The sequence below is a fragment of the Asticcacaulis sp. YBE204 genome (assembly GCF_000495855.1).
In the GTDB taxonomy this organism is placed as follows: domain Bacteria; phylum Pseudomonadota; class Alphaproteobacteria; order Caulobacterales; family Caulobacteraceae; genus Asticcacaulis.
The window spans coordinates 1-24,005 of sequence record NZ_AWGF01000022.1 but is presented as its reverse complement, the minus strand read 5'-3'; the positions used below and the strand labels follow the sequence as shown (position 1 = coordinate 24,005).

The 24,005-nt window shown below is 60.4% G+C and carries 27 protein-coding genes; 13 read left to right on the top strand and 14 right to left on the bottom strand.

Annotated features, from left to right (window positions below; all coding sequences use genetic code 11):
• The 4 genes from AEYBE204_RS39780 (at position 1) to rpsD (ending at position 3,889) form a co-directional block, all read left to right on the top strand.
• Positions 1–762: a GNAT family N-acetyltransferase gene (locus AEYBE204_RS39780; RefSeq protein WP_023464083.1), complete on the top strand. Its 762-nt coding sequence runs from the start codon at positions 1–3 to the stop codon at positions 760–762.
• A gap of 10 nt (positions 763–772) precedes the next feature.
• The gene (gene fghA, locus AEYBE204_RS38840) at positions 773–1,654 is read left to right on the top strand and encodes an S-formylglutathione hydrolase (protein ID WP_023464082.1); all 882 of its coding nucleotides are present in this window, start codon (positions 773–775) and stop codon (positions 1,652–1,654) included.
• 132 nt (positions 1,655–1,786) lie between these two features.
• On the top strand, positions 1,787–3,109 hold the full coding sequence (locus AEYBE204_RS38835; protein ID WP_023464081.1) for a hemolysin family protein: 1,323 nt from the start codon (positions 1,787–1,789) through the stop codon (positions 3,107–3,109).
• Between the two features lie 162 nt (positions 3,110–3,271).
• Complete coding sequence (rpsD, locus tag AEYBE204_RS38830) at positions 3,272–3,889, top strand: 30S ribosomal protein S4 (protein WP_023464080.1); 618 nt, start codon at positions 3,272–3,274, stop codon at positions 3,887–3,889.
• 188 nt (positions 3,890–4,077) lie between these two features.
• On the opposite strand, the gene AEYBE204_RS38825 is transcribed toward rpsD, so the two are convergent.
• The 4 genes from AEYBE204_RS38825 to AEYBE204_RS38810 form a co-directional block, all read right to left on the bottom strand.
• On the bottom strand, positions 4,078–5,670 hold the full coding sequence (locus tag AEYBE204_RS38825) for a hypothetical protein (RefSeq protein ID WP_155908515.1): 1,593 nt from the start codon (positions 5,668–5,670) through the stop codon (positions 4,078–4,080).
• A 72-nt stretch (positions 5,671–5,742) separates the two neighbouring features.
• Positions 5,743–6,084 (bottom strand): Grx4 family monothiol glutaredoxin, encoded by a 342-nt coding sequence (gene grxD, locus AEYBE204_RS38820; protein ID WP_023464078.1) that lies wholly within the window; start codon positions 6,082–6,084, stop codon positions 5,743–5,745.
• A gap of 86 nt (positions 6,085–6,170) precedes the next feature.
• Positions 6,171–7,100: an aldo/keto reductase gene (locus AEYBE204_RS38815; protein WP_023464077.1), complete on the bottom strand. Its 930-nt coding sequence runs from the start codon at positions 7,098–7,100 to the stop codon at positions 6,171–6,173.
• An 11-nt stretch (positions 7,101–7,111) separates the two neighbouring features.
• Complete coding sequence (locus AEYBE204_RS38810) at positions 7,112–7,342, bottom strand: BolA/IbaG family iron-sulfur metabolism protein (RefSeq protein ID WP_023464076.1); 231 nt, start codon at positions 7,340–7,342, stop codon at positions 7,112–7,114.
• A 172-nt stretch (positions 7,343–7,514) separates the two neighbouring features.
• Here AEYBE204_RS38810 and AEYBE204_RS38805 point away from each other — a divergent pair, with 172 nt between their 5' ends.
• Entirely contained in the window at positions 7,515–7,970 is a 456-nt protein-coding gene (locus AEYBE204_RS38805) for a hypothetical protein (protein WP_023464075.1), read from the top strand.
• Entirely contained in the window at positions 7,971–8,741 is a 771-nt protein-coding gene (locus AEYBE204_RS39775) for a tetratricopeptide repeat protein (RefSeq protein WP_023464074.1), read from the top strand.
• Positions 8,742–8,777: 36 nt separating this feature from the next.
• Here the strand turns inward: AEYBE204_RS39775 and purL are convergent, their stop codons facing one another.
• The 4 genes from purL to purC all read right to left on the bottom strand — a co-directional run bounded on the left by purL (position 8,778) and on the right by purC (position 12,886).
• A complete protein-coding gene (purL, locus tag AEYBE204_RS38800; protein WP_023464073.1) occupies positions 8,778–10,991 on the bottom strand; it encodes a phosphoribosylformylglycinamidine synthase subunit PurL in 2,214 nt (737 codons plus the stop codon).
• A 148-nt stretch (positions 10,992–11,139) separates the two neighbouring features.
• Positions 11,140–11,811: a phosphoribosylformylglycinamidine synthase subunit PurQ gene (gene purQ / locus AEYBE204_RS38795; RefSeq protein WP_023464072.1), complete on the bottom strand. Its 672-nt coding sequence runs from the start codon at positions 11,809–11,811 to the stop codon at positions 11,140–11,142.
• Positions 11,812–12,063, bottom strand: coding sequence for a phosphoribosylformylglycinamidine synthase subunit PurS (purS, locus tag AEYBE204_RS38790; RefSeq protein WP_023464071.1), 252 nt, complete (start codon positions 12,061–12,063; stop codon positions 11,812–11,814).
• A gap of 61 nt (positions 12,064–12,124) precedes the next feature.
• Positions 12,125–12,886: a phosphoribosylaminoimidazolesuccinocarboxamide synthase gene (gene purC, locus AEYBE204_RS38785; RefSeq protein WP_023464070.1), complete on the bottom strand. Its 762-nt coding sequence runs from the start codon at positions 12,884–12,886 to the stop codon at positions 12,125–12,127.
• A gap of 237 nt (positions 12,887–13,123) precedes the next feature.
• Between purC and AEYBE204_RS38780 the strand changes: the two genes are divergently transcribed.
• Both AEYBE204_RS38780 and AEYBE204_RS38775 read left to right on the top strand, forming a co-directional pair.
• Positions 13,124–13,447, top strand: a complete 324-nt coding sequence (locus tag AEYBE204_RS38780; protein ID WP_023464069.1) for a DUF1476 domain-containing protein — start codon at positions 13,124–13,126, stop codon at positions 13,445–13,447.
• Between the two features lie 52 nt (positions 13,448–13,499).
• Positions 13,500–13,982, top strand: coding sequence for a hypothetical protein (locus AEYBE204_RS38775; RefSeq protein WP_023464068.1), 483 nt, complete (start codon positions 13,500–13,502; stop codon positions 13,980–13,982).
• Here AEYBE204_RS38775 and AEYBE204_RS38770 read toward each other — a convergent pair.
• Both AEYBE204_RS38770 and purB read right to left on the bottom strand, forming a co-directional pair.
• A complete protein-coding gene (locus tag AEYBE204_RS38770) occupies positions 13,979–14,683 on the bottom strand; it encodes a 2OG-Fe(II) oxygenase family protein (RefSeq protein ID WP_031231618.1) in 705 nt (234 codons plus the stop codon). The genes AEYBE204_RS38775 and AEYBE204_RS38770 overlap by 4 nt on opposite strands.
• A gap of 151 nt (positions 14,684–14,834) precedes the next feature.
• Positions 14,835–16,139 carry an adenylosuccinate lyase gene (gene purB / locus AEYBE204_RS38765; RefSeq protein WP_023464066.1) on the bottom strand — a complete coding sequence of 435 codons (1,305 nt, stop codon included), beginning with the start codon at positions 16,137–16,139 and terminating at the stop codon, positions 14,835–14,837.
• 184 nt (positions 16,140–16,323) lie between these two features.
• On the opposite strand from purB, the gene AEYBE204_RS38760 reads away from it, so the two are divergent.
• From AEYBE204_RS38760 to AEYBE204_RS38745, 4 genes are all read left to right on the top strand, one after another.
• The gene (locus AEYBE204_RS38760) at positions 16,324–18,126 is read left to right on the top strand and encodes a glycoside hydrolase family 9 protein (protein ID WP_023464065.1); all 1,803 of its coding nucleotides are present in this window, start codon (positions 16,324–16,326) and stop codon (positions 18,124–18,126) included.
• 135 nt (positions 18,127–18,261) lie between these two features.
• Positions 18,262–19,530 (top strand): peptidoglycan-binding protein, encoded by a 1,269-nt coding sequence (locus AEYBE204_RS38755; RefSeq protein ID WP_023464064.1) that lies wholly within the window; start codon positions 18,262–18,264, stop codon positions 19,528–19,530.
• 180 nt (positions 19,531–19,710) lie between these two features.
• Complete coding sequence (gene msrP / locus AEYBE204_RS38750; RefSeq protein ID WP_023464063.1) at positions 19,711–20,640, top strand: protein-methionine-sulfoxide reductase catalytic subunit MsrP; 930 nt, start codon at positions 19,711–19,713, stop codon at positions 20,638–20,640.
• Positions 20,641–20,866: 226 nt separating this feature from the next.
• Positions 20,867–21,481, top strand: a complete 615-nt coding sequence (locus tag AEYBE204_RS38745) for a sulfite oxidase heme-binding subunit YedZ (RefSeq protein ID WP_023464062.1) — start codon at positions 20,867–20,869, stop codon at positions 21,479–21,481.
• Between the two features lie 201 nt (positions 21,482–21,682).
• On the opposite strand, the gene AEYBE204_RS38740 is transcribed toward AEYBE204_RS38745, so the two are convergent.
• From AEYBE204_RS38740 to AEYBE204_RS38730, 4 genes are all read right to left on the bottom strand, one after another.
• Positions 21,683–22,102, bottom strand: a complete 420-nt coding sequence (locus AEYBE204_RS38740) for a VOC family protein (RefSeq protein WP_023464061.1) — start codon at positions 22,100–22,102, stop codon at positions 21,683–21,685.
• A 54-nt stretch (positions 22,103–22,156) separates the two neighbouring features.
• On the bottom strand, positions 22,157–22,321 hold the full coding sequence (locus tag AEYBE204_RS40150) for a JAB domain-containing protein (RefSeq protein WP_081724767.1): 165 nt from the start codon (positions 22,319–22,321) through the stop codon (positions 22,157–22,159).
• A gap of 162 nt (positions 22,322–22,483) precedes the next feature.
• Positions 22,484–22,918 carry a DUF1810 domain-containing protein gene (locus tag AEYBE204_RS38735; RefSeq protein ID WP_023464059.1) on the bottom strand — a complete coding sequence of 145 codons (435 nt, stop codon included), beginning with the start codon at positions 22,916–22,918 and terminating at the stop codon, positions 22,484–22,486.
• A complete protein-coding gene (locus AEYBE204_RS38730; RefSeq protein ID WP_035442339.1) occupies positions 22,918–23,634 on the bottom strand; it encodes an SOS response-associated peptidase in 717 nt (238 codons plus the stop codon). Before AEYBE204_RS38730 ends, AEYBE204_RS38735 begins: the two co-directional genes overlap by 1 nt.
• A gap of 109 nt (positions 23,635–23,743) precedes the next feature.
• Here AEYBE204_RS38730 and AEYBE204_RS40935 point away from each other — a divergent pair.
• Positions 23,744–24,005 (top strand): hypothetical protein (locus AEYBE204_RS40935; protein WP_035442338.1); only part of this gene is annotated, 262 nt, incomplete at its 3' end.

Here is a 24,005-nt window from a genome sequence, read left to right as displayed (position 1 = left end):
ATGGACGAAGACGACGACATCGAAATCGAACACGTAGAGCCCTATAGCTGCGTCTATTGTTCGGAAATCATCGAGGACGAATCGGCGGCGGTGACGCTGACGGCGACCTGGATGCCGCACTGGCGCGCGCAGAAATTCGCCCCGCTGGCGCAGGATTTCTGGGCGCACTCAGCCTGTCTGCAAAAGAACTGGCACGGGTCGTGGCCGTGGGAGCCGCACGTGCTTTACGGCGTCGATTCCGGCGACGAGCGCGACTACGCCGAAAGCCTGACCCTCAGCGTCGCCCGGCCCGAAGACCGCGCCGAGATCGAGGACATGCTGGAACTGGCCTTCGAGGAGGGGCTGCACCGTGCCTATGGTTCGGATCTGGTCGAGGACCTTCTGCCGCTAGTCAGCGTCCTCGATCCGTCGCAACTGACCTCCGGTACCTTCTACGTCATGGCCGATATGGACGGGCAGATCGCCGCCAGCGGCGGGTTCAGCCGCGGCATGCCGGGCTCGAACGAGATCATCGAAGGCGTAGCCCATATCCGCTCGTTCGCCACCCATCCGGACTTTGCCGGGTACGGGCTGGGGCGGCGGCTGTTCGATCACTGCCTGAAAGAGGCCAAGGCGCAGGGGTTTCGTGAATTCGTCTGCTTTTCCGGACTGAATGCCGAGGGTTTTTATGCCAATCTTGGATTCAAGAAGGAAAATTCGATTGAGATTCATATGGGGGAAGGGCTTATCCTTCCGGCGGTCCTGATGCGCCGGCTTATTTAAGGAGGCTTCCATGCTTGTTCTGGATAGTGATGAAGTCACGGCGACCCCGGCGATAAAGGCCGAAATCACCGCGCAGCACGCCCTGCATGGCGGGACGCTCTATTTCCTCAAACACGACTCCGCAGCGACCAGAACGCCGATGGCGCTGACCGTATTCGTGCCTGAAGGCGAGGGGCCTTTTCCGGTTTTCCTCTGGCTGTCCGGTCTGACCTGCACCGCCAATAATTTCACCGAAAAAGCCGGGGCTTACAAAAAAGCCGCCGAACTAGGCCTGATCGTCGTCGCCCCCGACACTTCGCCGCGCGGCGAGGGCGTCGCCAATGACGAAGCCTATGATATGGGGCAGGGGGCAGGGTTTTACGTCAACGCGACGCAGAACCCGTGGGCACCGCATTTCCAGATGGAAACCTATGTCACACGCGACCTGCTTGAGCTGATAGGCGCGCAATTTCCGGCCGACCTGACGCGGGTCGGTATTTCGGGGCATTCGATGGGCGGGCATGGGGCTTTGACGCTCGCCATGAACTATTCCAGCCTGTTCAAATCGGTCTCGGCCTTTGCGCCGATCGCCTCGCCGGTCCACTGCCCGTGGGGGCAAAAGGCCATGGCGGGCTATCTGGGGCCGAACCATGACACGTGGGAAACCTACGACGCGGCCATGCGGCTAGCCAAGGGCAAGGCCTTGTCCTACGACGAAATCCTGATCGATCAGGGCCTGGCCGATCCGTTCATCAACACGCAACTCATGCCGCATTTGCTGGAGCAGGCCGCTAAGGTGGTGGGGCAGAAACTGACCTTGCGCCGTCATGAAGGCTATGACCACAGCTACTATTTCATCGCCAGCTTCATCGACGATCATCTGGAATTCCACGCCACGCGGCTGAAAGCCTGATTGTCCGTATCACGCAGAATTTAGCGGCCTGTCATATAAATATAACGGCCTTCGCCGTTGCGAAGCAATGCAATCGCCTTTAGGGTCGAAAGCGGAGCCGCCATTCTGGCTTCGTCTCGGATTCCTTCCCCCATGTTGCTGATCGCCTGTGTCGTCGTCCTCCTTCTGGTGGTGTTGAACGGCATATTCGCCATGTCCGAACTGGCCGTGGTGTCGTCTCGTCGCGCCAAACTTCAGAGCCGCGCGGACAAGGGGGATAAGGGGGCCGCGCAAGCCCTGAAGCTGTCGCAGGACCCGACGCGTTTTCTGTCGGCGGTGCAGGTCGGCATTACCCTGATCGGTATTCTGGCCGGTGCCTATGGTCAGGCGACCATCGCTGCCGAACTCGACAAGCTGCTCGAATCCTATTTCCCGGCCATGGCGGCCTATAGCGAAGCGCTCTCGACCGGTGTGGTCGTTGTGCTGTTGACCTATCTGTCGCTGATCGTCGGTGAACTGGTCCCCAAGCGTCTGGCCCTGATCTATCCGGAAACCATAGCCGGGGTCATTTCGCGTCCTCTGTCGTTCATGGCGCTGGCCATGGGGCCGTTCGTGACCCTGTTGACCGGTTCGACGACCTTGGTCCTGCGTCTGCTCGGCATCCGCGACGAAAAGGGCGAGACCATCACGCAGGAAGAGGTCGAAACCGCTCTGGCCGAAGGCATGGGCGCGGGCCTGATCGAGCCGGCGGAACAGGCCATGATGACCGAAGTCATGCGTCTGGGCGACCGTCCGGCGCGCGTGGCCATGACGCCGCGCACCGAGGTGTTCTGGATTTCGCTCGATGACGAAGAGGCGACTATCCGCAGCGACATCCGCGACTGTCCCTATTCGCGCATCGTCGTGGTGCGCGGTCAGGACATGGATTCCCCCATCGGCGTCCTGCATAAGCGCGACGTCGCCGACGCGCTTCTGGGCGGGCAACCGCTCGATCTGGAATCGATGGTCGCCGAGCCGATCTATATCCCCGAAACGACGTCGCTCCTGCGCGCGCTGGAGCTGTTCAAGGCCTCGAAACTGCATATCGCCTTCGTGATCAACGAGTTCGGTACCATCGAAGGCGTTCTGACGCCGACCGATCTGCTGGAAATGATCGCGGGCGACTTCAACGAAGACCACGACGACGACCGCCTGATGATCGTCCATCGCGAGGACGGCTCGTTCCTGGTCGATGGTCGCGCCGACCTGTTCGAGTTGTCCGAAGCCATCGGCGAGGCCTACGAACCGGGTACCGGGTATCATACCGTTGCCGGCCTCGTGCTGCAAAAGCTGGGGCGCTTCCCCAAGGAAGGCGAAGTGCTGACGCTGGGCCACCATAAGGTCGAGGTCGTCGATATGGACGAACGCCGCATCGACAAGCTGTTGTTCGAGCCCATAGCGCCAAAGAAGGCGAAGGACGATGAGGACGAGGAATAGTCGCCTCCAACGCTTGACAGGGCAGGGCTTATCGACCATAAGGCCCGCTTTCACCGTCTCCGCAAGGATGCCGGTTATTACGGGTTGATCCTGCACCGCCGTTGAAATCGCTGTCTCGCACTACCGCGGGACGCCGGCCAGGGTTATATATAGGTAAAGACTATGTCGAAGCGCCACAGCGCCAAGTACAAGCTTGACCGCGCCATGGGTGAAAACCTGTGGGGCCGTCCCAAGTCCCCCGTCAACAAGCGCTCCTACGGCCCGGGCCAGCACGGCCAGCGCCGCAAGCAAAAGGTTTCGGACTTCGGTCTGCAACTTCGCGCCAAGCAAAAGCTGAAGGGTTACTACGGCAACATCACCGAGAAGCAATTCTCGAAGATCTATGAAGAAGCCGACCGCCGCAAGGGCAACACCTCGGAAAACCTGATCGCGCTCCTCGAGTGCCGTCTGGACGCCGTCGTGTACCGCGCCAAGTTCGTGCCGACCGTCTGGGCGGCCCGTCAGTTCGTCAACCACGGCCACGTCCTCGTCAACGGCAAGAAGGTGAACATCGCCTCCTACCGCTGCAAGGCCGGTGACGTTGTTGAGGTCCGTGAGCGTTCGCGCAACATGGCTCTGGTCCTCGAAGCCCTGCAATCGCCCGAGCGCGACGTGCCGGACTACATCGAAATCGACGCCAAGGCGCAGCGCGCCACGCTCATCCGTCTGCCGGAACTGGCCGAAGTGCCGTATCCGGTGAAGATGGAGCCGAACCTGATCGTCGAATACTACTCGTCTTAAGCGCGTCCTGACGGGCTGCAAATGCCCGTCTTTTTGCGCGCCCTTGCTCATGTACTTAAGTACACTTCGCTTCGGGTGCTCAAAAGCCAGGCATTTTGGCTGCGCCGAACTTCGTTTCGCCGCGTCATTACGGCTTAAGGTAAATATAAAAAACCCCGGAAGGTTCGCCTTCCGGGGTTTTTTGCGGCCTATTTCTTGCCCTTTTCCTTTTCCTTTTCCTCGTCCTCTTCGTCCTCGTCCTTCAATTCGTCGCCCGACGACAGAAGCGAGAGGATCTGCTGTCTGGATTGTTTCTCGTTGATGGCGGTAATCACCTTCTTGAGGCGTTCGGTCATCTTGCCGCCGTGCGGGCTGCTGGCCAGCGGAGCCAGCAGGATGGCCGCTTCCGGGGCGCGGTCCGACTGTATCAGCAGGATGGCGGCGTGAAAGACGTAGGCGCTGTTGCCGGCGGACAGGTTGGCCGCTTCGACCGCCGCATTCAGGGCCGTCGCGTTGGGATAGCCGGGGCGGTCCTTCTGAGCGAGCGACAGATAGTAGAGCGTCGCCGCCGCGGCCGGACGCGCCTTGTAGGCCTGCATCAAATAGGTGCGGGCGTTCTTGAGCGCCTCGGCGGTGCGGGCGCTGTCATCGCTCTCTTGTGAAACGCGATACCAGGCGTAGCCGAGCCAGAACAGCGAATCGGCATCTTCCGCCGCGGGCTGCCCCAACTGTGCAATCGCCTTGGCGGGATCGCCGAAATTGGCCTCGGCATGAATTTGCGCCGACCGGCTGAACGGGTCGGTATTCTTGGCCGTGGTCGTGCGAATGCGCTCCAGAATCGTTGCCTTATGGGTCTTGGAGGCACAGGTCTTGGCGGTGGCATCCCATAAAAGCAGGCGTCGGTCGGTCATCGGTACGGCACTGACCGTCACCTTGAAAACCGGCATTTCGGGTACGGAGTAGTAGGTCGAGGTCAGGCCCTTGAAGAAATAGGCCTTGAGCACCTTGTTCAGATCGGCCGGATCGATGCCCATATGGGTCTTGAAGGCCACAAGCGGATCGTCGCCATTATTGATGGCGAGCAGATAGGCTTCGAAGGCCTTACGACGCGGGGCATCGGTCATGATGTAATGCGTGAGCAACCAGGCCTGAGGATAGTAGCTCTCGTACTTGTCGTCGGACAGGTCGCGCTGTTTACCGCTCAGAATGGTCGTGTAGTCGATCGGCAAACCGACCGCCTCGATCTGGGAATGACGGCCTATCCACGGCATGCCGAGCAGGAATTCCTTATCCTTCATACGGACCGTGGAATAATATTCGGCGAAGCCTTCGACGAACCACGCCGGGTAGCGCACCTGTCCGTACTGAAACATGAAGCGGTGGCCGTATTCATGGAACAGAACGATCTGGCTGGTCGAGACTTCCTGATCGGACAGTCGGCCTTCGCCATAACGCATGTCGTTGAAATCAATGGCAATGGCCATTTCACCGGCATCGCACAGTCGATAAAATCCGGCGACGGATTCGCCCATGCCGGGGACGATCAGACGAATATCGTCCGTATCCTTGACGTAATAAACTTCAAGCTTCGGGCCGTCGATGTCAGTCGCAAAGCCTTGGAAGCTGTGCAGGATGTAGTGGAACTTTTCCAGACGAACCGCGTGCGCCTCAAGGACGCGCGGCGTACTCTCGCCATAGATGATGAAATGATCGCTTTCGGCGCGGCGCCATTCGGCGACAGCGGGCTGGCTCCCAAACAGGAGCAGCAAAAAAGTGATGATAAGATACAACCCTCTGGACATGAAAAACCCCCTCCACACGTCTCTGCCAATGGTAGAGCTATGCCGGAAGGGGTGTCAACAGAGAGAGATAGCTTAAGCGTCTATAACGCCCTTTTCAGCCAGAAGCGTCTTGAGTTCGCCCGACTGGAACAGTTCGCGGATGATGTCGGAACCGCCGACGAATTCTTCCTTGATATAGAGCTGCGGGATGGTCGGCCAGTCGGTATAGGCCTTGATACCTTCGCGCAGGTCGTTGTCCTGAAGGACATCGACACCGGCGAATTCGACCCCCAGACGGTCGAGCACCTGCACGGCCAGCGACGAGAAGCCGCAGCGCGGGGCATCGGGGGTCCCCTTCATGAACAGGACGACGGGGTTGTTCTTGACGGTGGCGTCGATGAACTGATGGACTTCGGAATCGGGATCGAGGCTCACGGCAGGGCTCCGGCAGAAAATGAACTTTCACCGATATAGGCACGTCGGACCGTTAAATCCAGCGCGCCATGCCTCTAAATCCCGTATCAGGCCTTCTTTTTCAGTTCTTCGCGTCGTGCGGCAGCAGCCTGAAGCGAAAAACGCGCCATTTCAATCTGTGCCGGGACCGAGGTCGGCATCATGCGTTCGGGCACTTCCGCTAGTGCCTCCAGATGGTCGGGTGTATCCGGGCTGATCAGCATGGTCGACAGGGTCGGCTGCGTCAGGGCAAAGGACAGGCACAGTTCCTCGGCCGTCCAGCCATTGGTCTGATGCAGGAAGGCGTAGGTACCGCTGCCGGCGAGCGGGTCGGCAGGCCGTGCGCCGAAGAAGCCGCGGCGGGCTTCTTTTGGCACCACGTCCGACGCCTTGCGATAGGCTTCGGGGTAGAAGTCGTGGCCGAAAATGGTCATACCGCGCGCGATGGCATAGTCGAGCAGGTGGCGCTTGTCCCACGAGGTGTCGATGTCGAACACGGTCTTGAGGATGTTGAAGCGCCCGTCGTCGACCACGGCCTGAATGCGGTCGGTATTGGCCGAAGCGCCGGTGAATTTCAGCATGTTGGCGCGGCGCAGGCTGTCGAGGAAGGCCCAGCTCTGGTCGGGGATGCGGTCGAAGCCGATCGCATGAAACATCAGCAGATCGACCCATTTCAGGCCGGATTCCTTGACCACCAGTTTCAAACGATCGCGCAAAGGGTTGAGCGCATATTGCGCCGCCGGATCGGCCGCGCCTTCTTCGTGAGCACTGAGCGAGATGAACAGCAGGCGGCGTTCGACGACCGAGAGCGCCTCGGCGGCGGTTTTCAGCAGGTCGGGATGGGCCGAATCGAAATGATAGGTGTTGATACCGTTTTCCAGCGCCGTCATGATCAGGCGGTGGACCATCTGACGGCTCTGGCGCGCGCCCGACCACGACAGTTTCAGCCCCAGCGTCGAGAGGGCCTGACCGGATCGTCCGAAGGGGCGGTAGCGCATCGGCGGTTTCCTTACGGCACGCGCGTTTCGAGGGCCAGCGCGTGCAGCGGGCCGCTGATGAGGTCCGAAATCGCCGCATAGACCTTCTGGTGCTGGCGAACCTTCGGCATTCCGGCGAACCCGGAGTCGGTGATATAGGCCTTGTAATGGTCGCCATCGCCCGCCAGGTCCTCGACGACGATCTCGGCGTCCGGGAAGGCGGCCTTGAGACGGGCTTCGAGTTCGGAATGGGCGACGGGCATACGGGCGGCCTTGAGGAAAACACAGTGGACGTTCAGACTATATTGGGTAGCATGTGAAGGTTAACAACTTCATGCCGCCAAACGCGGGCAAAGCGTGGCACAGTGTGGAATTTCATCGGGAATAGGTTAACATGGGGTGTCGAATGCTTCTAGGGGACGGGAAATGACTCCGATGATGATCAAAGGTACTATTCTGGCTTTGGGCCTGCTGGTTCCGGCGGCGGTTTCCGCCCAAACCTGTCCCAATCCGACCGCCACTCTCGATCAGGCCGTGGCGAAGACGCAGGCGGCGGTCAAAAGCAATGACGCGACGGCGTTTCTGACGCTGGTGGGATCGCAGGGCCTGATGCTGGGGAGCGAGGGGCCGCAGGCCTCGAAAGCGCAACTGAGCGCCGATTTCAAAGCCAAAAAAGGCGCCTATTGCGAGTTGTTCACCTGTGCGGGCAAGGTCGGGCGGTTGAAGAAACTTTTGAGCGTGCCCAACCCCGCCAAGCGGCTGAATACGGCGCGCAACGGCAATGTCTTCGGTATCGTGACGCTGAGCCGCGGGCATGCGACCGACGAGGTGGAACTGTCCTACGCGCTGGTGAGTTGCAAGTGGGAACTGACGGCGATCGGGACTCTGTAAATGGCGCTGACCGACGAGCCGAAACGCAAACCGCTGACGCCGCTGGGCTGGGTGTTGCGTATCGCCCTGTTCGCCGTGCCGCTGATCGTGGCGGGCGTGCTAATGTGGCAGACCAATGCGCGCTGGCAGAATGTGAAGATCTACAAGACCGCTTTCGATTACGAACTGGAATACGCCAAGCTGGGCGTGCTCAATTCGCAGTTCTACGTCGCCGAGGCCTATGACAACGGTTTTCAGACCGACGTAAATAAGGCGGAAGCCGTCAATTGGTACCGCAAGGCGGCCTATCAGAGCCATGCCAAATCACAATATGAACTGGGGCAGCACTATCTGGACGGCGAGGGGATTGCCCGTGACGATGCCGAGGGCTTCCGCTGGGTGCAGAAGGCGGCGTTCAAAGACTATCCGGAGGGACAGCTGCGCGCCGGTCAGTTGCTGTGCGAAGGGCGCGGTGTGGCGGCGGATTGCGTCAAGGGCGTGGAATTGATCGAGAAGGCGGTAGGGCAGGGATTGCCAGCAGCGCAGGCCGAGATGGCCGCACGCTACGAACGCGGCGAGGGTGTGCCGAAGGATGCGGTCAAGGCGTGGGTGCTGTACGCATTGGCGCATGAGGCGCTAACTTGGGAGCAGAAAGAGGCTCCGCCATCCGCCGATGTGGCGCGGGTGGAGGCGACCCTGACCAAGGCGCAATTGGCCTCTGCCAAGACGCAGTTCGAGGCCCGGCGCCCGAAACGCGAAAAACCCGGCAAGGACAAGGTGGCGGCGTTTTAAAAAACAACCCCCGAAGCAACGCTTCGGGGGTTGAAATTAAGCCATATATTCCGGCAGCCAGCGTTCATTGGCGGTGCGCAGTTGCTCCAGACTCAGCGACATCGCGCCGGTCAGGCTGAGGTCAGTGCCGCCCGCGACGCCGATGGTCGCCGCCACAACGCCCGCCTCAGCGGCCTTGGCCAGTACGAGGTGCGCCGAGGCGCCGTCGACCGCGATCAGGTAACGCGCCTGATCCTCGGCAAACGCGAAGACGAAATCCTCAAGGCCGGTGGTGTTGCGCAGTTCGATTCCGACCTTAGACGCCGAAGCCATGTCGAAGGCGGCGGGCAGCAGACCGCCGTCGCTCAGGTCGTGGACGGCTTTCGCGGTCTTCGACTGGATCAGGCCGCGCACGAAGTCGCCGTTGAGCTTTTCCGTGGCCAGATCGACCTTGGGCGGCGCACCGGCTTCGATGCCGTGGACTTCGCGCAGATAGATGGACGAGCCCAACTCACCGGCCGTCTCGCCGATCAGGATCAGGACGTGTCCGGTCTTCAGCGTATGGAAACCGGCACGCAGGTCGTAGTCTTCGAGCAGGCCGACCGCGCCGACGGTGGGCGTCGGCGGGATGGCGACGCCGTTGGTCTCGTTATACAGCGACACATTGCCCGACACGACGGGGAAGTTCAGTTCGCGGCAGGCCTCGGCCATGCCGTCGATGGCGCGGACGATCTGGCCCATGATCTTGGGGCGTTCGGGGTTGCCGAAGTTCAGGTTATCGGTGATGGCGATCGGATCGGCCCCGACGGCGGTAAGATTCCGCCAGGCTTCGGCGACGGCCTGCTTGCCGCCCTCATAGGGGTTGGCCTTGACGTAGCGCGGCGTGACGTCCGACGTCACCGCCAGCGCCTTACGTGTGCCGTGGACGCGGACCATGCCCGCGTCAGAACCGGTGGCCGAATCGGCCAGGGTATCGGCCATGACGTGGCGGTCGTACTGTTCCCACAGCCAGCGCTTCGAGGCCATGTCGGGCGAGGCGAGGATGGCCAGCAGGGCGTCGCCGACCGGCGCCGACGGCGCGCTGCCGAGCGGCGCTTCCATGTCCGGCTCGACCCACGGACGGTCGTAGAGCGGCGCATCGTCGCTGAGCGGGCCCAGCGGCAGGTCGCAGACGACCTCGCCCTTATGCGTCAGAACGATGTGGCCCGACGTATTGGTTTCACCGATGACGGCGGCATCCAGTCCCCACTTCTTGAAGATGCGGTAGCCGTCTTCCTCGCGACCCGGCTTGAGGATGGCCAGCATCCGCTCCTGCGATTCGGAGAGCATCATCTCGTAGGCCGACATGTTTTCTTCGCGCTGCGGCACCTTGTCGAGGTCGAGCGTGATGCCGAGCCCGCCCTTGCCGGCCATTTCGACCGATGAGGAGGTGAGGCCCGCTGCGCCCATGTCCTGAATGGCGGCGACCGCGCCGGACGCCATCAGTTCGAGCGTCGCTTCGATGAGCAGCTTTTCGGCGAAGGGATCGCCGACCTGCACCGTCGGGCGCTTCTCTTCGGAGTCCTCCGAGAACTCCGCCGACGACATGGTCGCGCCATGGATGCCGTCGCGGCCGGTCTTGGAGCCGAAATAGACGACCGGCAGGCCGGGTTCCGGCGCGGCGGAATAGAAGATCTTGTCGGCGTCGGCCAGGCCCACGCACATGGCGTTGACCAGGCAGTTGCCATTATAGCCGCTGTGGAAATTGGTCTCACCGGCGACGGTCGGGACGCCGACGCAGTTGCCGTAGCCACCGATGCCCGCCACGACGCCTTCGACGATGCGTTTGGTCTTCTGGTGCGACGGCTCGCCGAAACGCAGCGCGTTCAGTAGCGCCACCGGGCGGGCGCCCATGGTGAAGACGTCGCGCATGATGCCGCCGACGCCCGTCGCCGCGCCCTGAAACGGCTCGATATAGGACGGGTGGTTGTGCGATTCCATCTTGAAGATACAGGCCAGCTTCTGCCCGTCCGGGCCGTCGCCGATATCGATGACCCCGGCGTTTTCGCCCGGTCCGCAGATGACGCGCTCACCGGTGACCGGGAACTTGCGCAGGTGCATCCGCGAGGACTTGTACGAGCAGTGCTCCGACCACATGACCGAAAAGACGCCCAGTTCGACATAGTTGGGTTCGCGGCCCAGCCGGTCGAGAATGACCTGATATTCATCGGGCTTCAGGCCGTATTCGGCGGCCAGTTCGGCGGTGGTTTTTTGGGCGGTGGTCGTGGTCATGTAAGCCTCGGAACTTAGTCTTCTAAGCACCTCCCCTGATTTCAGGGGAGGGTGGCCCGAAGGGCCGGGTGGGGTTAAAACCGGGGTTTAACCCCCCTCCGGTCTGACGACCGGTATCCCCCCTGAGATCAGGGGGGAGGCTGTAGATTTAAGCCGCCTGAAGCACCTTCATCAGGCTGTGGAACAGCGGCGCGCCGTCGGCGGAGCCCAGCGCGGGTTCAAAGGCGCGGTCCGGGTGCGGCATCATCCCCAGCACGTTACCGGCGCTGTTGACGATCCCGGCAATGTTGTTGGCCGAGCCGTTCGGGTTTTCCACGTAGCGGAAGACGACCTGACCATTGTCCTCGATGGTTTTCAGCACGTCGGGCTCGGCGAAGAAGTTGCCGTCGCCATTGCCCTGCGTCATCCACACGGTTTGCTGCTCGCCATAGGCGGAGGTGAAGCGCGTCTTGCGATTTTCGATCGTCAGTTCAATGGGTTTGCAGACATATTTAAGACCGGAATTGCGCAGCAGCGCCCCCGGCAGCAGGCCCGATTCACACAGGATCTGGAAGCCGTTGCAGATGCCCAGAACCGACACGCCCGCATTGGCAGCTTTCACCACCTCGGCCATGACCGGCGACAGCGAGGCCATCGCCCCGCAGCGCAGATAGTCACCGTAGGAGAAGCCGCCCGGCACGACGATCAGGTCGAGGTTTGAGGGCAGGGACGTCTCTTCGTGCCAGACCATCTCGACCTGGGCGCCGGTGGTGGTTTCCACGGCTACCTTGCAGTCGCGATCGCAGTTGGAGCCCGGAAAAACAAGGACGGCGGCTTTCATCTACGCGACCTCGATGCGGTAGGATTCGATGACCGTGTTGGCCAGCAGCTTGTCGCACATGGCCTTGACTTCGGCTTCGGCAGCCGACTTGTCGGTCGAGGTAAGGTCGAATTCCAGCACCTTGCCGACGCGGACGTTCGACACGCCGCCCCAGCCCTGAACCGGGCCGAGCCCGTTGAGCGCGCCTTCGACAGCCTTGCCCTGCACGTCGAGAACGCCGGCCTTGAGGAAGATATGAACCGTGGCTTTCATCTGTTTCACTTCACATAGGAGATAAGCAAAAAGTCCACCGGTTAACCGGTGGACTTGGGTCTTATTGCGCGCCACCTTCGATGACGCGGGGCATGTCTTTCATGATCCCCAGGCGCTTGGCGACCTCGGTATAGGATTCGATCACATCACCCAGATCGCGGCGGAAGCGGTCCTTGTCGAGCTTTTCGCCCGACGCCGTGTCCCACAGGCGGCACGAGTCGGGGCTGATCTCGTCGGCCAGGATGACACGGGCGAAGTCGCCTTCGAACAGGCGGCCGAACTCGATCTTGAAGTCGACCAGGGTGATACCGACCGCGGCGAACATACCGCACAGGAAGTCGTTGACGCGCAGGGTCGTCGCGAGGATATCGTCTATTTCCTGCGTCGAGGCCCAGTTGAACGCCGTGATGTGCTCTTCGGTGATCATCGGATCGCCCATTTCGTCGTTCTTGTAATAGAACTCGATGATCGAACGCGGCAGTTGCTGGCCTTCTGGCAGGTTGAAGCGCTTGGCCATCGAACCGGCGACGACGTTGCGGCAAACGACCTCCAGCGGGATGATCTCGACTTCGCGGATCAGTTGCTCGCGCAGATTGAGGCGCTTGATGAAGTGGTTCTGGACGCCGATATTGGTCAGCTTGGTCATCACGAACTCGCTGATGCGGTTGTTGACCACGCCCTTGCCCTCAAGCTGGGCCTTTTTCTCACCGTTGAAGGCGGTCGCGTCGTCCTTGAAGTATTGGACGAGCGTGCCGGGTTCGGGGCCCTCGTACAGGATCTTGGCCTTGCCTTCGTAGATCTTCTTGCGGTTTTTGGTGGTCATGGCACCGTCTCCAGAATGCGGCGCGTATATAGGCATACAGACGGACAAATCCGGGGCGGCGGTAAGCGTGGCGGGTTTGTCTGAGGACGGCCTGTCGTACGGCGCGGAAAGAGGCATCCACAGGATGCGAATTGACGCTGCAAATAATCAAAAACTTTTGTGATGTAAATGACGGTTTGTGTTGCGTACGCCCATTGCGCGCATTAAAACCAATATGACAAGTGAGGTTTTATTCCAATGACGACGTTTGATGACCGGTCCAAGGGTTTCGAGGCGCAATTCGCCCATAGCGAGGATCTGGAATTCAAGGCTGTGGCCCGCCGTAACCGCATGATCGGTATCTGGGCGGGCGAAAAAATGGGCCTGTCGGGGGATAATCTCGAAAACTACGCCAAGGCGGTCATCCGCGCCGATTTCGAGCAGCCCGGTGAAGAAGACGTGATTCGCAAGGTGCTGGGCGATCTGGTCGCCTCGAACATACCGGTTCGTGAAACCGAGGTGCGGACCAAGGTGGTCGAGTTTCTGGCTCAGGCGAGGGAAGCTTTGAAGTCGGAACAATAGGGATTTTTAAAAGGCTCCGGGGACGGAGCCTTTTTTGTTGGGGAGGGGAACTATGAAAGTTGTTATTTCGGCCTGCGCGGCGGCGGTTGTGCTGGCCGCATCCGGTGCGATGGCGGATGAGCGGGTGACCGAGGCCGATGTCGCCGGACATGGCGACATGGCCTATCGCGGTAAAAGTCCGACGCTCTATCTGTCGGCGACGGGTGATCTCAATGGCGACGGGATCGATGACGAGGCGGTCTTTGTAAAACGCAGCGGCAAGGTCAAGGTCAGCGTCACGTTTGGGACGAAGGAACGTCAGCCCATTGTCACGGGGACGATGTTGCCCATGCGGGCGTTCGACCTCAAAACCGATATGCCGAGCATGGGCGTCGATATCGTCAAGCATGAACTGGTGGTCGGTGCGTGCGACAAACCGGCCTGTGAACCGGTGACGGTCAGCAAATATGGTGTGACCGTTTTTACGTTCGAGAGCGGCGCTTTGCTCTATACTTGGAACGGGAAGCGCTTCGTCGAGACGACTCTCGCGGATTAAATAAACCGTCCGGTGATCGCAAAGCGCGGCGCGCCCGCATAGGCCGCCAGCGAGGCGATCGAGCGCGGCTGATCGCCAGCGTAGAGCGACAGGTCGTTCAGGCGCGGCATGATCCCGCCTTCGATGTCGCCCGACGGTGAATGGAACAGAATCTGACCGCCCCAGTCCGAGCGCCAGTCGTGGGTGAAGTTCCACTCGAACGACAGCTTGGCCGCCGCGTCGGTGTGCATGGTGAAGAAGTCGCCGGGACGGTAGCCCGTCGCGATCAGGCTTTGCAGTTTAAGGCCGGTCAGGCCGGTGACCTGTTCGCAGAAATCGGCGAAATCCTGCGACCAGACCAGTTTGGCCAGTTCGAAGACGGGGTGGTCGTCGCCGAGATTTTCCAGCGCGGCTTTCGTCGTCAGGTCATAACCCAGATGCAGGAAGCTCAGGCCCGTCTGGGCGCGCTCGGCGGCGGCGGCGAGGCGGTCCTGAATCTCGGACGGGTTCAGCGATTCCAGTTCCGTGCGCGAAATGACATCCGGCGCGCCTTCCGAATTGACGAGGTGCAGTTCCCACAGGGTCTCCTGCTCCAGCGCGTGATGGATGGCGTGGGCGTCGTCGTGCGGCAGCGCCCCTTCGAGGCGGATGCGGCCCTTCTGGGCGAAGCGGTTCTGGAAACCGGCAAAGTCGAAGGCGTCGGTGCGCAGGGTGAGGGACATGGTATTCTCCAAAGCACCTCCCCTGATGTCAGGGGAGGCAGGACGGCCTGTGCCGTGGCCTGAAAGGCCGGGTGGGGTTAATTCCACCGTTTAACCCCCCTCCGGCTTTCAGCCGGTGTCCCCCCTGATATCAGGGGGGATGCTCTAACGATTATTCCCCGAACACGCGGGCGAAGATCGTATCGACGTGTTTGGTGTGGTAGCCCAGATCGAAGAACGGCTCCAGTTCCTCACGCGTGAAGAACTTCGATACGTCCTCGTCCGCGCTCAGGAAGTCGAGGAAGTTGCCTTCGCCGCGCCAGACGCGCATGGCGTTGCGCTGAACCGCCGAATAACTGTCTTCACGCGACATGCCCTTCTGCGTCAGGGCCAGCAGCACACGCTGCGAATGAACCAGACCGCCCAGACGGTCGAGATTTTTCTGCATGTTTTCCGGATAGACCAGCAGGTTCTCGATCACGCCGGCCAGACGGCGGAGCGCAAAGTCCAGATGCACGCAGGCGTCCGGCGCGATGCCGCGTTCGACGGAGGAGTGCGAGATATCGCGCTCGTGCCACAGGGCGACGTTTTCCATGGCCGGAACGACCGCCGAGCGCACCAGACGCGCCAGACCGGTCAGGTTCTCGGTCAGAACCGGGTTGCGCTTGTGCGGCATGGCCGACGAACCCTTCTGACCCTTCGAGAAGAATTCTTCGGCTTCCAGCACTTCGGTGCGTTGCAGGTGGCGGATTTCGACGGCCAGACGCTCGATCGACGACGCCACGACGCCCAGCGCCGCGAAGAAGGCGGCGTGGCGGTCGCGCGGAATTACCTGCGTGGACACCGGCTCGACGCTCAGGCCCATCTTTTCGGCGACATAGACCTCGACTTCCGGCGAGACATTGGCGAACGTCCCCACGGCGCCGGAAATGGCGCAGGTCGAGATTTCCTCGCGGGCGACTTCGAGGCGCTTACGGGCGCGGACGAACTCGGCGTAATAACCGGCCAGTTTCAGACCGAAGGTGACGGGTTCGGCGTGGATGCCGTGCGAACGACCGACCGTGGCCGTGAACTTATGCTCCAGCGCGCGCTTTTTCAGGGCGGCGAGCACGAGGTCGGTGCCTTCCAGCAGCAGATCGGCGGAGCGTTGAAGCTGAACCGCGAAACAGGTGTCCAGCACGTCCGACGAAGTCATGCCCTGATGCAGGAAGCGCGCTTCCGGGCCTACGATTTCCGAGACGTGCGTCAGGAAGGCGATGACGTCGTGCTTCACCGTGCGTTCGATCTCGTCGATGCGGTCCGAATCGAAAGCCGCGTCCTTGCCCTTGGCCCACAGGGTTTCGGCGGCGTCCTTGGGGATGACGCCCAACTCGGCCATCTTGGTCGCCGCGTGGGCCTCGATCTCGAACCAGATCTTGTACTTGGTCGACGGGTCCCAGATGGCGGCGGCGTCCTGACGGGAATAGCGGGGGATCATGGCAAGGCCCTTGTGTGCAGCGGCAAATTTGCCTGCGTGATAGGCGGGTGCCCCCCAAAGTCAAGTCCTAAACGGTTTAGACTTGCCGGTTTGCCGGTTTTGCCCTTAATAATGACAGCGCTGTCGTGTTTTATCGACGGGCTCAAATAAGATCGCTCAAGCGGTCACATGACAGGGAACGGCAATGAAACAGCTTATCGGGCTGACGGCAGGGCTTGCCGCTGTCGCCAGCGGCGCGGCGGCGCAAACCATCGCCGTCAACCAAACCGGCTTTACACCAGCCTCGCCGAAGTGGGCGGTGGTGGAGACCGAGGCCGCAGCCGCGCTTGACTGGACTGTGCGCGACGCGGCGGGGCAGGTCGTGTCCCGCGGCCGGACTCAGCCGTTCGGACTCAACAAGGGCTCAGGTCGCAAGGTGCAGCAGATCGACTTTTCGCGGCTGACCACCGAAGGCAAGGGTTATGTCGTGGTTGTGGGCGATGCGACCAGTGCGCCGTTCGATATCGCACCGGATATCTATAAAAGCCTGAAATACGATGCCCTGAACTTCTTCTATCATCAGCGCGCGGGCGTGCCGATCGAAACGCGCTATGTCGGCGAGCGCTGGGCGCGGCCAAAAGCGCACGACAAGGAAGTCGTCACCTGCTGGGGACCGAAAGATCATCGTGGCAATATCTGGGGCGGGTGTCATTACAGCCTCGATGTCACCGGCGGCTGGTACGACGCGGGCGATCACGGCAAATACGTCGTCAATGGCGGGATTGCCGTATGGACCCTGATGAACGCCTATGAGGTGGCTCAGGTGCGCGGCGACACGGCCTTCGCCGACGGCAAGGCGAAAATCCCCGAAGCCGGGAACGGGCGCAACGACCTGCTTGATGAGGCGCGGTTCGAGATGGACTTCCTTATGAGTATGCAGGTGCCGGACGGGCAATATCTCACCCTTCCGTTAGGCGATCAGCGTAAACATCTGGAAAAACTCAAATTTACCCGCATCGAGGTTTCGGGCATGGCGCACCATAAGGTCCATAACGAACACTGGACGGCAGTGCCGACGCCGCCGCATCTGGATCGCGAAAAGCGCGGCCTCAGCTACCCTTCGACGGCGGCGACGCTCAATCTGGCGGCCACGGCGGCGCAGTGCGCGCGGGTGTTCCGGGGCATTGACGACGCCTATGCCGACAGATGCCTGAGCGTGGCGCGGAAAGCCTATGCGGCGGCCAAACGCGTGCCGGACGCCTATGCCATCGACGTGTTGCCGGGCGGGGCGGGCGGCTATGGCGACCCGGACGTCAGCGATGAGTTCTACTGGGCAGCGACGGAGTTGTTCGTCACCACGGGCGAGGGCGCCTTCGAGCGCGACATGAAAACCTCGTCGCACTTTATGGCCATGCGCGATTTCAACTGGGGCGGCACGGCGCCGCTGGGGACCATCACCCTGGCCATTGCGGGCAAGGGATCATTGTTGTCGGAGGCGCGTGCTTCCATCGTCAAAACCGCCGACACCTTTGCCGCCCAGACGAAGGGGCAGGGGTATCATATCCCGTTCGACCGGACCTATAGCTGGGGTTCGACGGCGGATTTCGCCAATCGCGCTCTTATCTTCGAGCTGGCGGCGGATTTCACGGGTCAGCCGCAGTATCGCGACGAGGCGGTCAACCTGATGGACTATCTGCTGGGGCGCAATCCGTTGTCGTTCAGCTTCGTATCGGGCTATGGCGAACGCGCCATGCAGCACCCGCACCACCGCTTCTGGGCCAATGACGGCACCTTGCCGCCGCCCCCGCCGGGGGTGTTGTCGGGTGGCACCAATCAGAGGCCGTCCGATCCGGAGGCACAGGCCGCGCTGAAAGACTGCGCGCCGCAACTCTGCTATGTCGATCATATCGGCAGCTATTCGACCAATGAGGTGACCGTCAACTGGAACGCGCCGCTGGTGTGGATCGCCGCCTGGCTCGACGATTCGGAGCGTCAAACGGCGAAATAGGCCTCGATTGCGGCGTTTTTGCACCGTGCAAAGCCTGAATGTAGTTAATTTACGCTATCTGCGCGAGCAGGGTTGGCGAACGGGTTAATGAAGCGTTAAAATCACCTCTAATGCGATTGTAATGAGGTGGCTGAGGTGAACGGTTTCAAGCTGAAAGCGGGCGTGTCCGTACTGGCGCTGGCGGTACTGGCGTGCGGGATGACCGCGCAGGCGGGTGAAAAGAAGACGGTCAAGCCGGTCGGTGAAGTGCTGAACGAGCAACCGTCGTCCTACGGCAAGTCGGGCGCGCAGGGCGTCTATTTCAGCCAGAGCGACGTCAAGACGAAGAATCTGCCGGAACTCAAGGCCAGAGACAAGGCCAAAGAAAAGGATTGCCCGGAAGGCTCGGTTGGCAGCCAGAATCCCGACCTGCCGGCCTATATCGTCAAGGACGCCAAGCCGAACCAGTGCTTTACGCGCCTGCTGAAAGCGCCGGTATTCGAAACCTATGCCGACAAGGTGCTGGTCGCCGAAGCGCGCACCGAAACGCGCACCATCCCCGAAGAATGGCGCTGGGCCGAGCGCAAGGTCGTGGTGACGCCCGAACGCGTCGAGCGCAAGGTCATTCCAGCGGTCACTCGCACCGTCGTCGAGGAGAAGGTCATTCAGGAAGCCGGCTGGCGCGAAGAAACCGTTCCGGCGGTCTATGAAAAGCGCGTTGAGCAGGTCGTGGTCCGTCCCGCGCGTCAGGAATGGGTACGCTCCGAAGGCGTCGCCACCGGCGCCGCTTTGGTCACCCCCGGCGATCACCAGCCGGTGCGTTACCGGGCCGACGGCAAGCTGACCTGGCCGGGTAAAGAACCGGTGCTGGTTCAGGCCGATGCCTCGACCACCGAATATCTGCAAAAGGGTTCGGCCCAGACGGTGTGGTGCCTCAAGGAAGTGCCGGCCGAGTACAAGGCGATGGAACGTCAGGTCGAGGTTCGCCCGGCAACCGTCAACCGCGTTCGTACTCCGGCCAAGATCAAGAAGATCGAGCGCCTCGTCATCGATCGCGAAGAACAGGTCGTTGAAAAGGTCGTTCCGGCGACCTACCGCGTCGAAAAGGTGAAAGAGGTCATCACGCCCGCCCGTACCGAAACCTATACGGTTCCAGCCGTCTATAAGCACGTCGACAAGACCCGCGCGTCGAAGGCGCCGGAGCCGGTGTGGCGCGAAATCATCTGCGACAAGAACACTTCGCCCGCCAAGATGAAGGAAATCCAGATCGCCCTTAAGCGCGAAGGCTACGATCCGGGGCCGATCGACGGCAGCATGGGTACCAAGACGGTCGCCGCCATGCAAAAGTTCCAGGCAGACAAGGGTTTGCCGCAGGGTCAGATGTCGGTCGAGGCGGCCGAGGCGCTCGGCGTTCGTATCCATTAACAGCGCTTTCGAATCCAAAAACCGCTTCATACTTTTTGGAAAGCGCTTGATGGACAGAGCAGACTTGGGGGAGGCCGGTGCGGAGGGGACGCTGCACCGGCCTTTTTATTTTCATAATAATGAGTCAGGATCGTAACCCAACACCCACGCGGTGCGTATAACTATAAAACGGAGGATATCATGCTGATCCGACACGCGCCCGACCTGACCGAAAACGATGTGACTCCGAAAGAGACCTATCTCCGGCGGCGCGAAATCATGGCGCTGGGGATTGGCGCGGGCTTGTCGGCCTTGGCAGGCGGCGCACAGGCGGCGCAACTGACCGGCAAACTCAGCGGCAAGAAGACCTTCTGGACCAACGAGGCCCAGACCCCGCGCGAAGCGGTGACAACCTATAACAATTTCTACGAATTCGGGACCGACAAGTCCGAACCGGCAAAATATGCGTCGGCCCTGACGACGCGGCCGTGGACGATCAAGCTGGATGGCAAGGCCGGAAAGTCGCAAACGATCGATATCGAAACCTTGCTCAAGGGCGCGCTGGAAGAGCGAATCTATCGGCTGCGCTGCGTCGAAGGCTGGTCGATGGTCATTCCGTGGATCGGGATACCTTTGGCCGATGTCATCAAACGCGCCGAGCCGACGGCGGACGCTAAGTACGTGGCCTTCGAATCTCTGGCGCGGCCCAAGGAGATGCGCGGCGTGCGCGCGCCGGTGCTGCACTGGCCCTATGTCGAAGGCCTGCGCATGGACGAGGCGATGAACTCGCTGGCCTTTCTGGCGGTCGGGCTCTATGGCGATTTGCTGCCGAACCAGAACGGCGCGCCAATCCGGCTGGTCGTGCCGTGGAAATACGGTTTCAAGTCGATCAAGTCGATCGTGCGGATATCCTTTACCAATAAACAGCCTTCGACCTCGTGGAACCTCAGCGCGCCGGATGAATACGGTTTCTATTCCAACGTCAATCCGACGGTTGATCATCCGCGCTGGTCGCAGGCCACCGAGCGCCGCATCGGCGAGTTCAAACGCCGCGATACCCTGATGTTCAACGGTTATGGCGATAACGTTGCGGGATTGTACAAGGGCATGGATTTGCAGAAGTATTATTAATAGCCTTCCCCGTTTACGGGGCCAGAAAAGTCTAAATCCTTCCCCGGTTACGGGGAAGCGGGACGGCCCGTGCCGTGGCTGCGAGGGACGAGCAGACGGAAGGGGGAAGCCGTAGAATTCACAAACACCGACTGTTCAAATTGAAACACCGCATCCCCCTTACGTCTTTTTGCGTTCCGCAAAAATCCACCTTTCCTGTAAACGGGGAAGGATGAAAGCAAACCCGATGCTGACAAAGTCTTCTCACAAACCCAAACGCGGCTTTACGCCCGATATCATCGTCGTCTGCCTGATCTGCCTCTTGCCGCTTTTGTGGCTCGTCTGGCGGTTTTTCCAGAACGACCTCGGCGTCAATCCTGTCGAAACCGTTGTTCGTCAACTGGGCGTCTGGGGCCTGCGGCTGCTGGTGGCAGGACTCCTGATTACGCCGGTGGCGCGGATATTCAAACAGCCGCGCCTGATCCGCTGGCGACGGCCCATCGGCCTGTTCGCCTTTGCCTATGTGGCCATGCACCTCAGCAGCTATATCGCCATTGATCAGTATTTCGACTGGAGCCGCATCTGGGCCGATATCGTCAAGCGGCCCTATATCACCTTCGGCATGATCGCCTTCGTGCTGCTGATCCCGCTGGCCCTGACCTCATTCAATGCGGCGATCAAGCGGCTGGGCGGCGTGGCGTGGCGCAACCTGCACAAGCTGATCTATGTCATCGTCCCCTTGGGCGTGCTGCACTACTTTCTGCTGGTCAAGGCGGATAAGACCATGCCGTTGATCTATGGCGGTATCGTCGCGGTGCTGCTCGGCTGGCGGCTGTGGGGGTGGATACGCAGAAAGGTTTGACCACGGAAAGCACGGAAAAGCTAAGTCTTCCTCCTGCCCAAACGGCCTTTAACGTGGTGCAATATATTAAGAATTGAGGCGCTTCGCGCGATATGGCCAACGCAATGAATTTCCGTGTTTTGGCTGCGCCGAACTTCGTTTCCGTGGCCGTCCGTGGTTAATCTTCTTGCTGAGAGACCAAACAGCCGCAGTGGTCGAACGTTAAACTCCGAACGTCACGTGGCCCTGAGCGTCGATGGTCCATGCCGGGTTCCAGGCGATTTCCCACAAATGTCCGTCGGGGTCGCTGACGTAGCCGCGAAAGCCGCCGTGTTCGGGGGCATCGGCCTTGCGAACGACCGCACCGCCAGCTTTGACCAACTGTTCGATAGCAGGTTCGACATCGGCTTGAGCAGGCACATTATGCGCCAGCGCGAAACCACCTGTGCCGGATGGCACGACGCCGCTGTCGGTGGTCAGGCCCGGTTTCAGCCACGTCCCCAGCATCAGGCCGTTCATCTGGTAAAACACGATTTCTGCGTTCTCGAAGACCGGCGTCCAGCCGAAGCCCTCGGTATAGAAGCGGCGCGAACGGCTCAGGTCATCGATCCCAAGCGTAATGACGGAAATCTGTTGCTGCATATCGGGCCTCGCGGTTTTCGTAGAGGTAACCGAAGGCGCGATAAGAATGCGATATCAGATCGCACCCACCTGTTTCATGCTCAGGACGCCTTCGCGGCCGACGATCAGATGGTCGTGGATGGTGACCTTGAGCGGCTTGCCCGCCGCGATGATCGCCTTGGTCATGTCGATATCGCCCTGAGACGGCATGGGGTCACCGGACGGATGATTATGACTCAACCGACTTTAAAAATAGAAAGCTGATTTAAAAAGAGAAAAATTCCCGAATCGATTTTCAGGGGTCGATTATGAGGACAGGTAAGGGCCGGGTTTTAAGTCATTCTGGTGCTAAAACCGAATAGCTTGCCTAACCTACCGGGCTTTGATCCCATTCGTACAGCCTTATTTTGACGCCAAAATTTTCAGGGTTCGCTGATCCGCCTCGCCACCGCACCATTTGTCGAGGGCCTCCTGGAAAATAAATTCCCGTCCGTTCGCCGCAACGTCGAACAGCGTCATTGATGAGCGAAATTTTAGATCGTCCGGCGATCCGAATAGGTCCTGAAGGGTTGGGGCAGGGGCTTCGATCGCCAGTCGTGTTGATTCGTACAGTCGTCGACCCAGAATGGGGTGAGCCACGTAGGCATCGGCCTCTATTAGCGAAGCGATGCCAAAATGCTTCGCCATGCTGGAAAAGCCCAAGCCTGCCAGTTGCGGAAATATGTACCACATCCAATGTGTGCGTTTGCGTCCGGCGGCGAGTTCCGACGTGACCTGATCGAACACGGCGTCTTGGGCCTCGACGAACCGTTGGAGCCGAAACGGACCGTCGGCCATCAGAAAAGATCGCCTTGGGCTGGAGCGACGGGTGCCACAGATTCCGCTGTCTCATCGAGATGCGCCCCGTCCTTTCTTCGCCCGGTGGCGACCACGGTCAGGCTGCCGTCTGGAAGGGGACGTTGCAGATGTTGCACTTCTTCCCATGTTCCGGTCATCCAAAGTTCGCGCTCCTCTTCGGATCGAAGAATCACCGGCATCGCTTTGGGGTGAATGGCTTTGACCTCTGCATTGGCGTCTGTTGTCAGGAAGCCGTAGAGATCGTTTGTTGTGGGGCCTTCGCGGACGAGACGCACCGACGTTACCGCAGGCGCCCAGATACCGGCGAAGAACATCAAAGGTCGCTCGGCGGTCTCGGCGAACCAGTGAATGACGTTGCTGCCGGAGGCCTGATCAGGTTCGGAAAATGAGGTGAACGGTACGAGGCAACGGGCGCTGATATCGGTCAACCAAGGCTTCCAGTAGGGCTTGGTCGTGTAGCGGATATTGGTGACACCGGAATCGTAATTTTTGCCTTTCAGCGCGCTCTCGGGCGAAGGCATTCCCCAACGGCACATGGCCAATTCACGGCCTTCGAGCGTATTGCGCACGATAGGGCCAAAGCCGTTCCCTCCGATGTATTCGAACAGGGGAAGGTTGGTAGTGACAGGTTTAAGGATACGTGCCAGCGCCGCAATGGCCTGCTGGTTAGAGGTCATCGAATATAAGTTACACACGCTTCGTCTCCTCGTTTACCACAGGAAACGCCATTTGTTCCCCTTTGCCAAGGGTGACGGCGGAGGCAATTCCGGGTAGCTCAGGGCTGTTACCTGACTGGAGAGCCCCATGAGTCTGAACCCAGAAGCTTTCCGCCTTTATCACCAGCGGCTGACAGCAATGACTGCGGCTTTAGACAATTTGCCGAAACCCGTATTTCACGGCCGGGCCTGCGCTCTCGGAACGCTGACGTCCATGCTTCGGGGTGTCAATAAACTGGCCGAGGCTTGGGAGACGCGGGCCATGACCGCTGTAGATCGCGATGACGTAGCGCGTAACGGATTGACACTGCGCTTTCTGCGCGAAGACGAGTGGGTGGTTCGGGATTTGG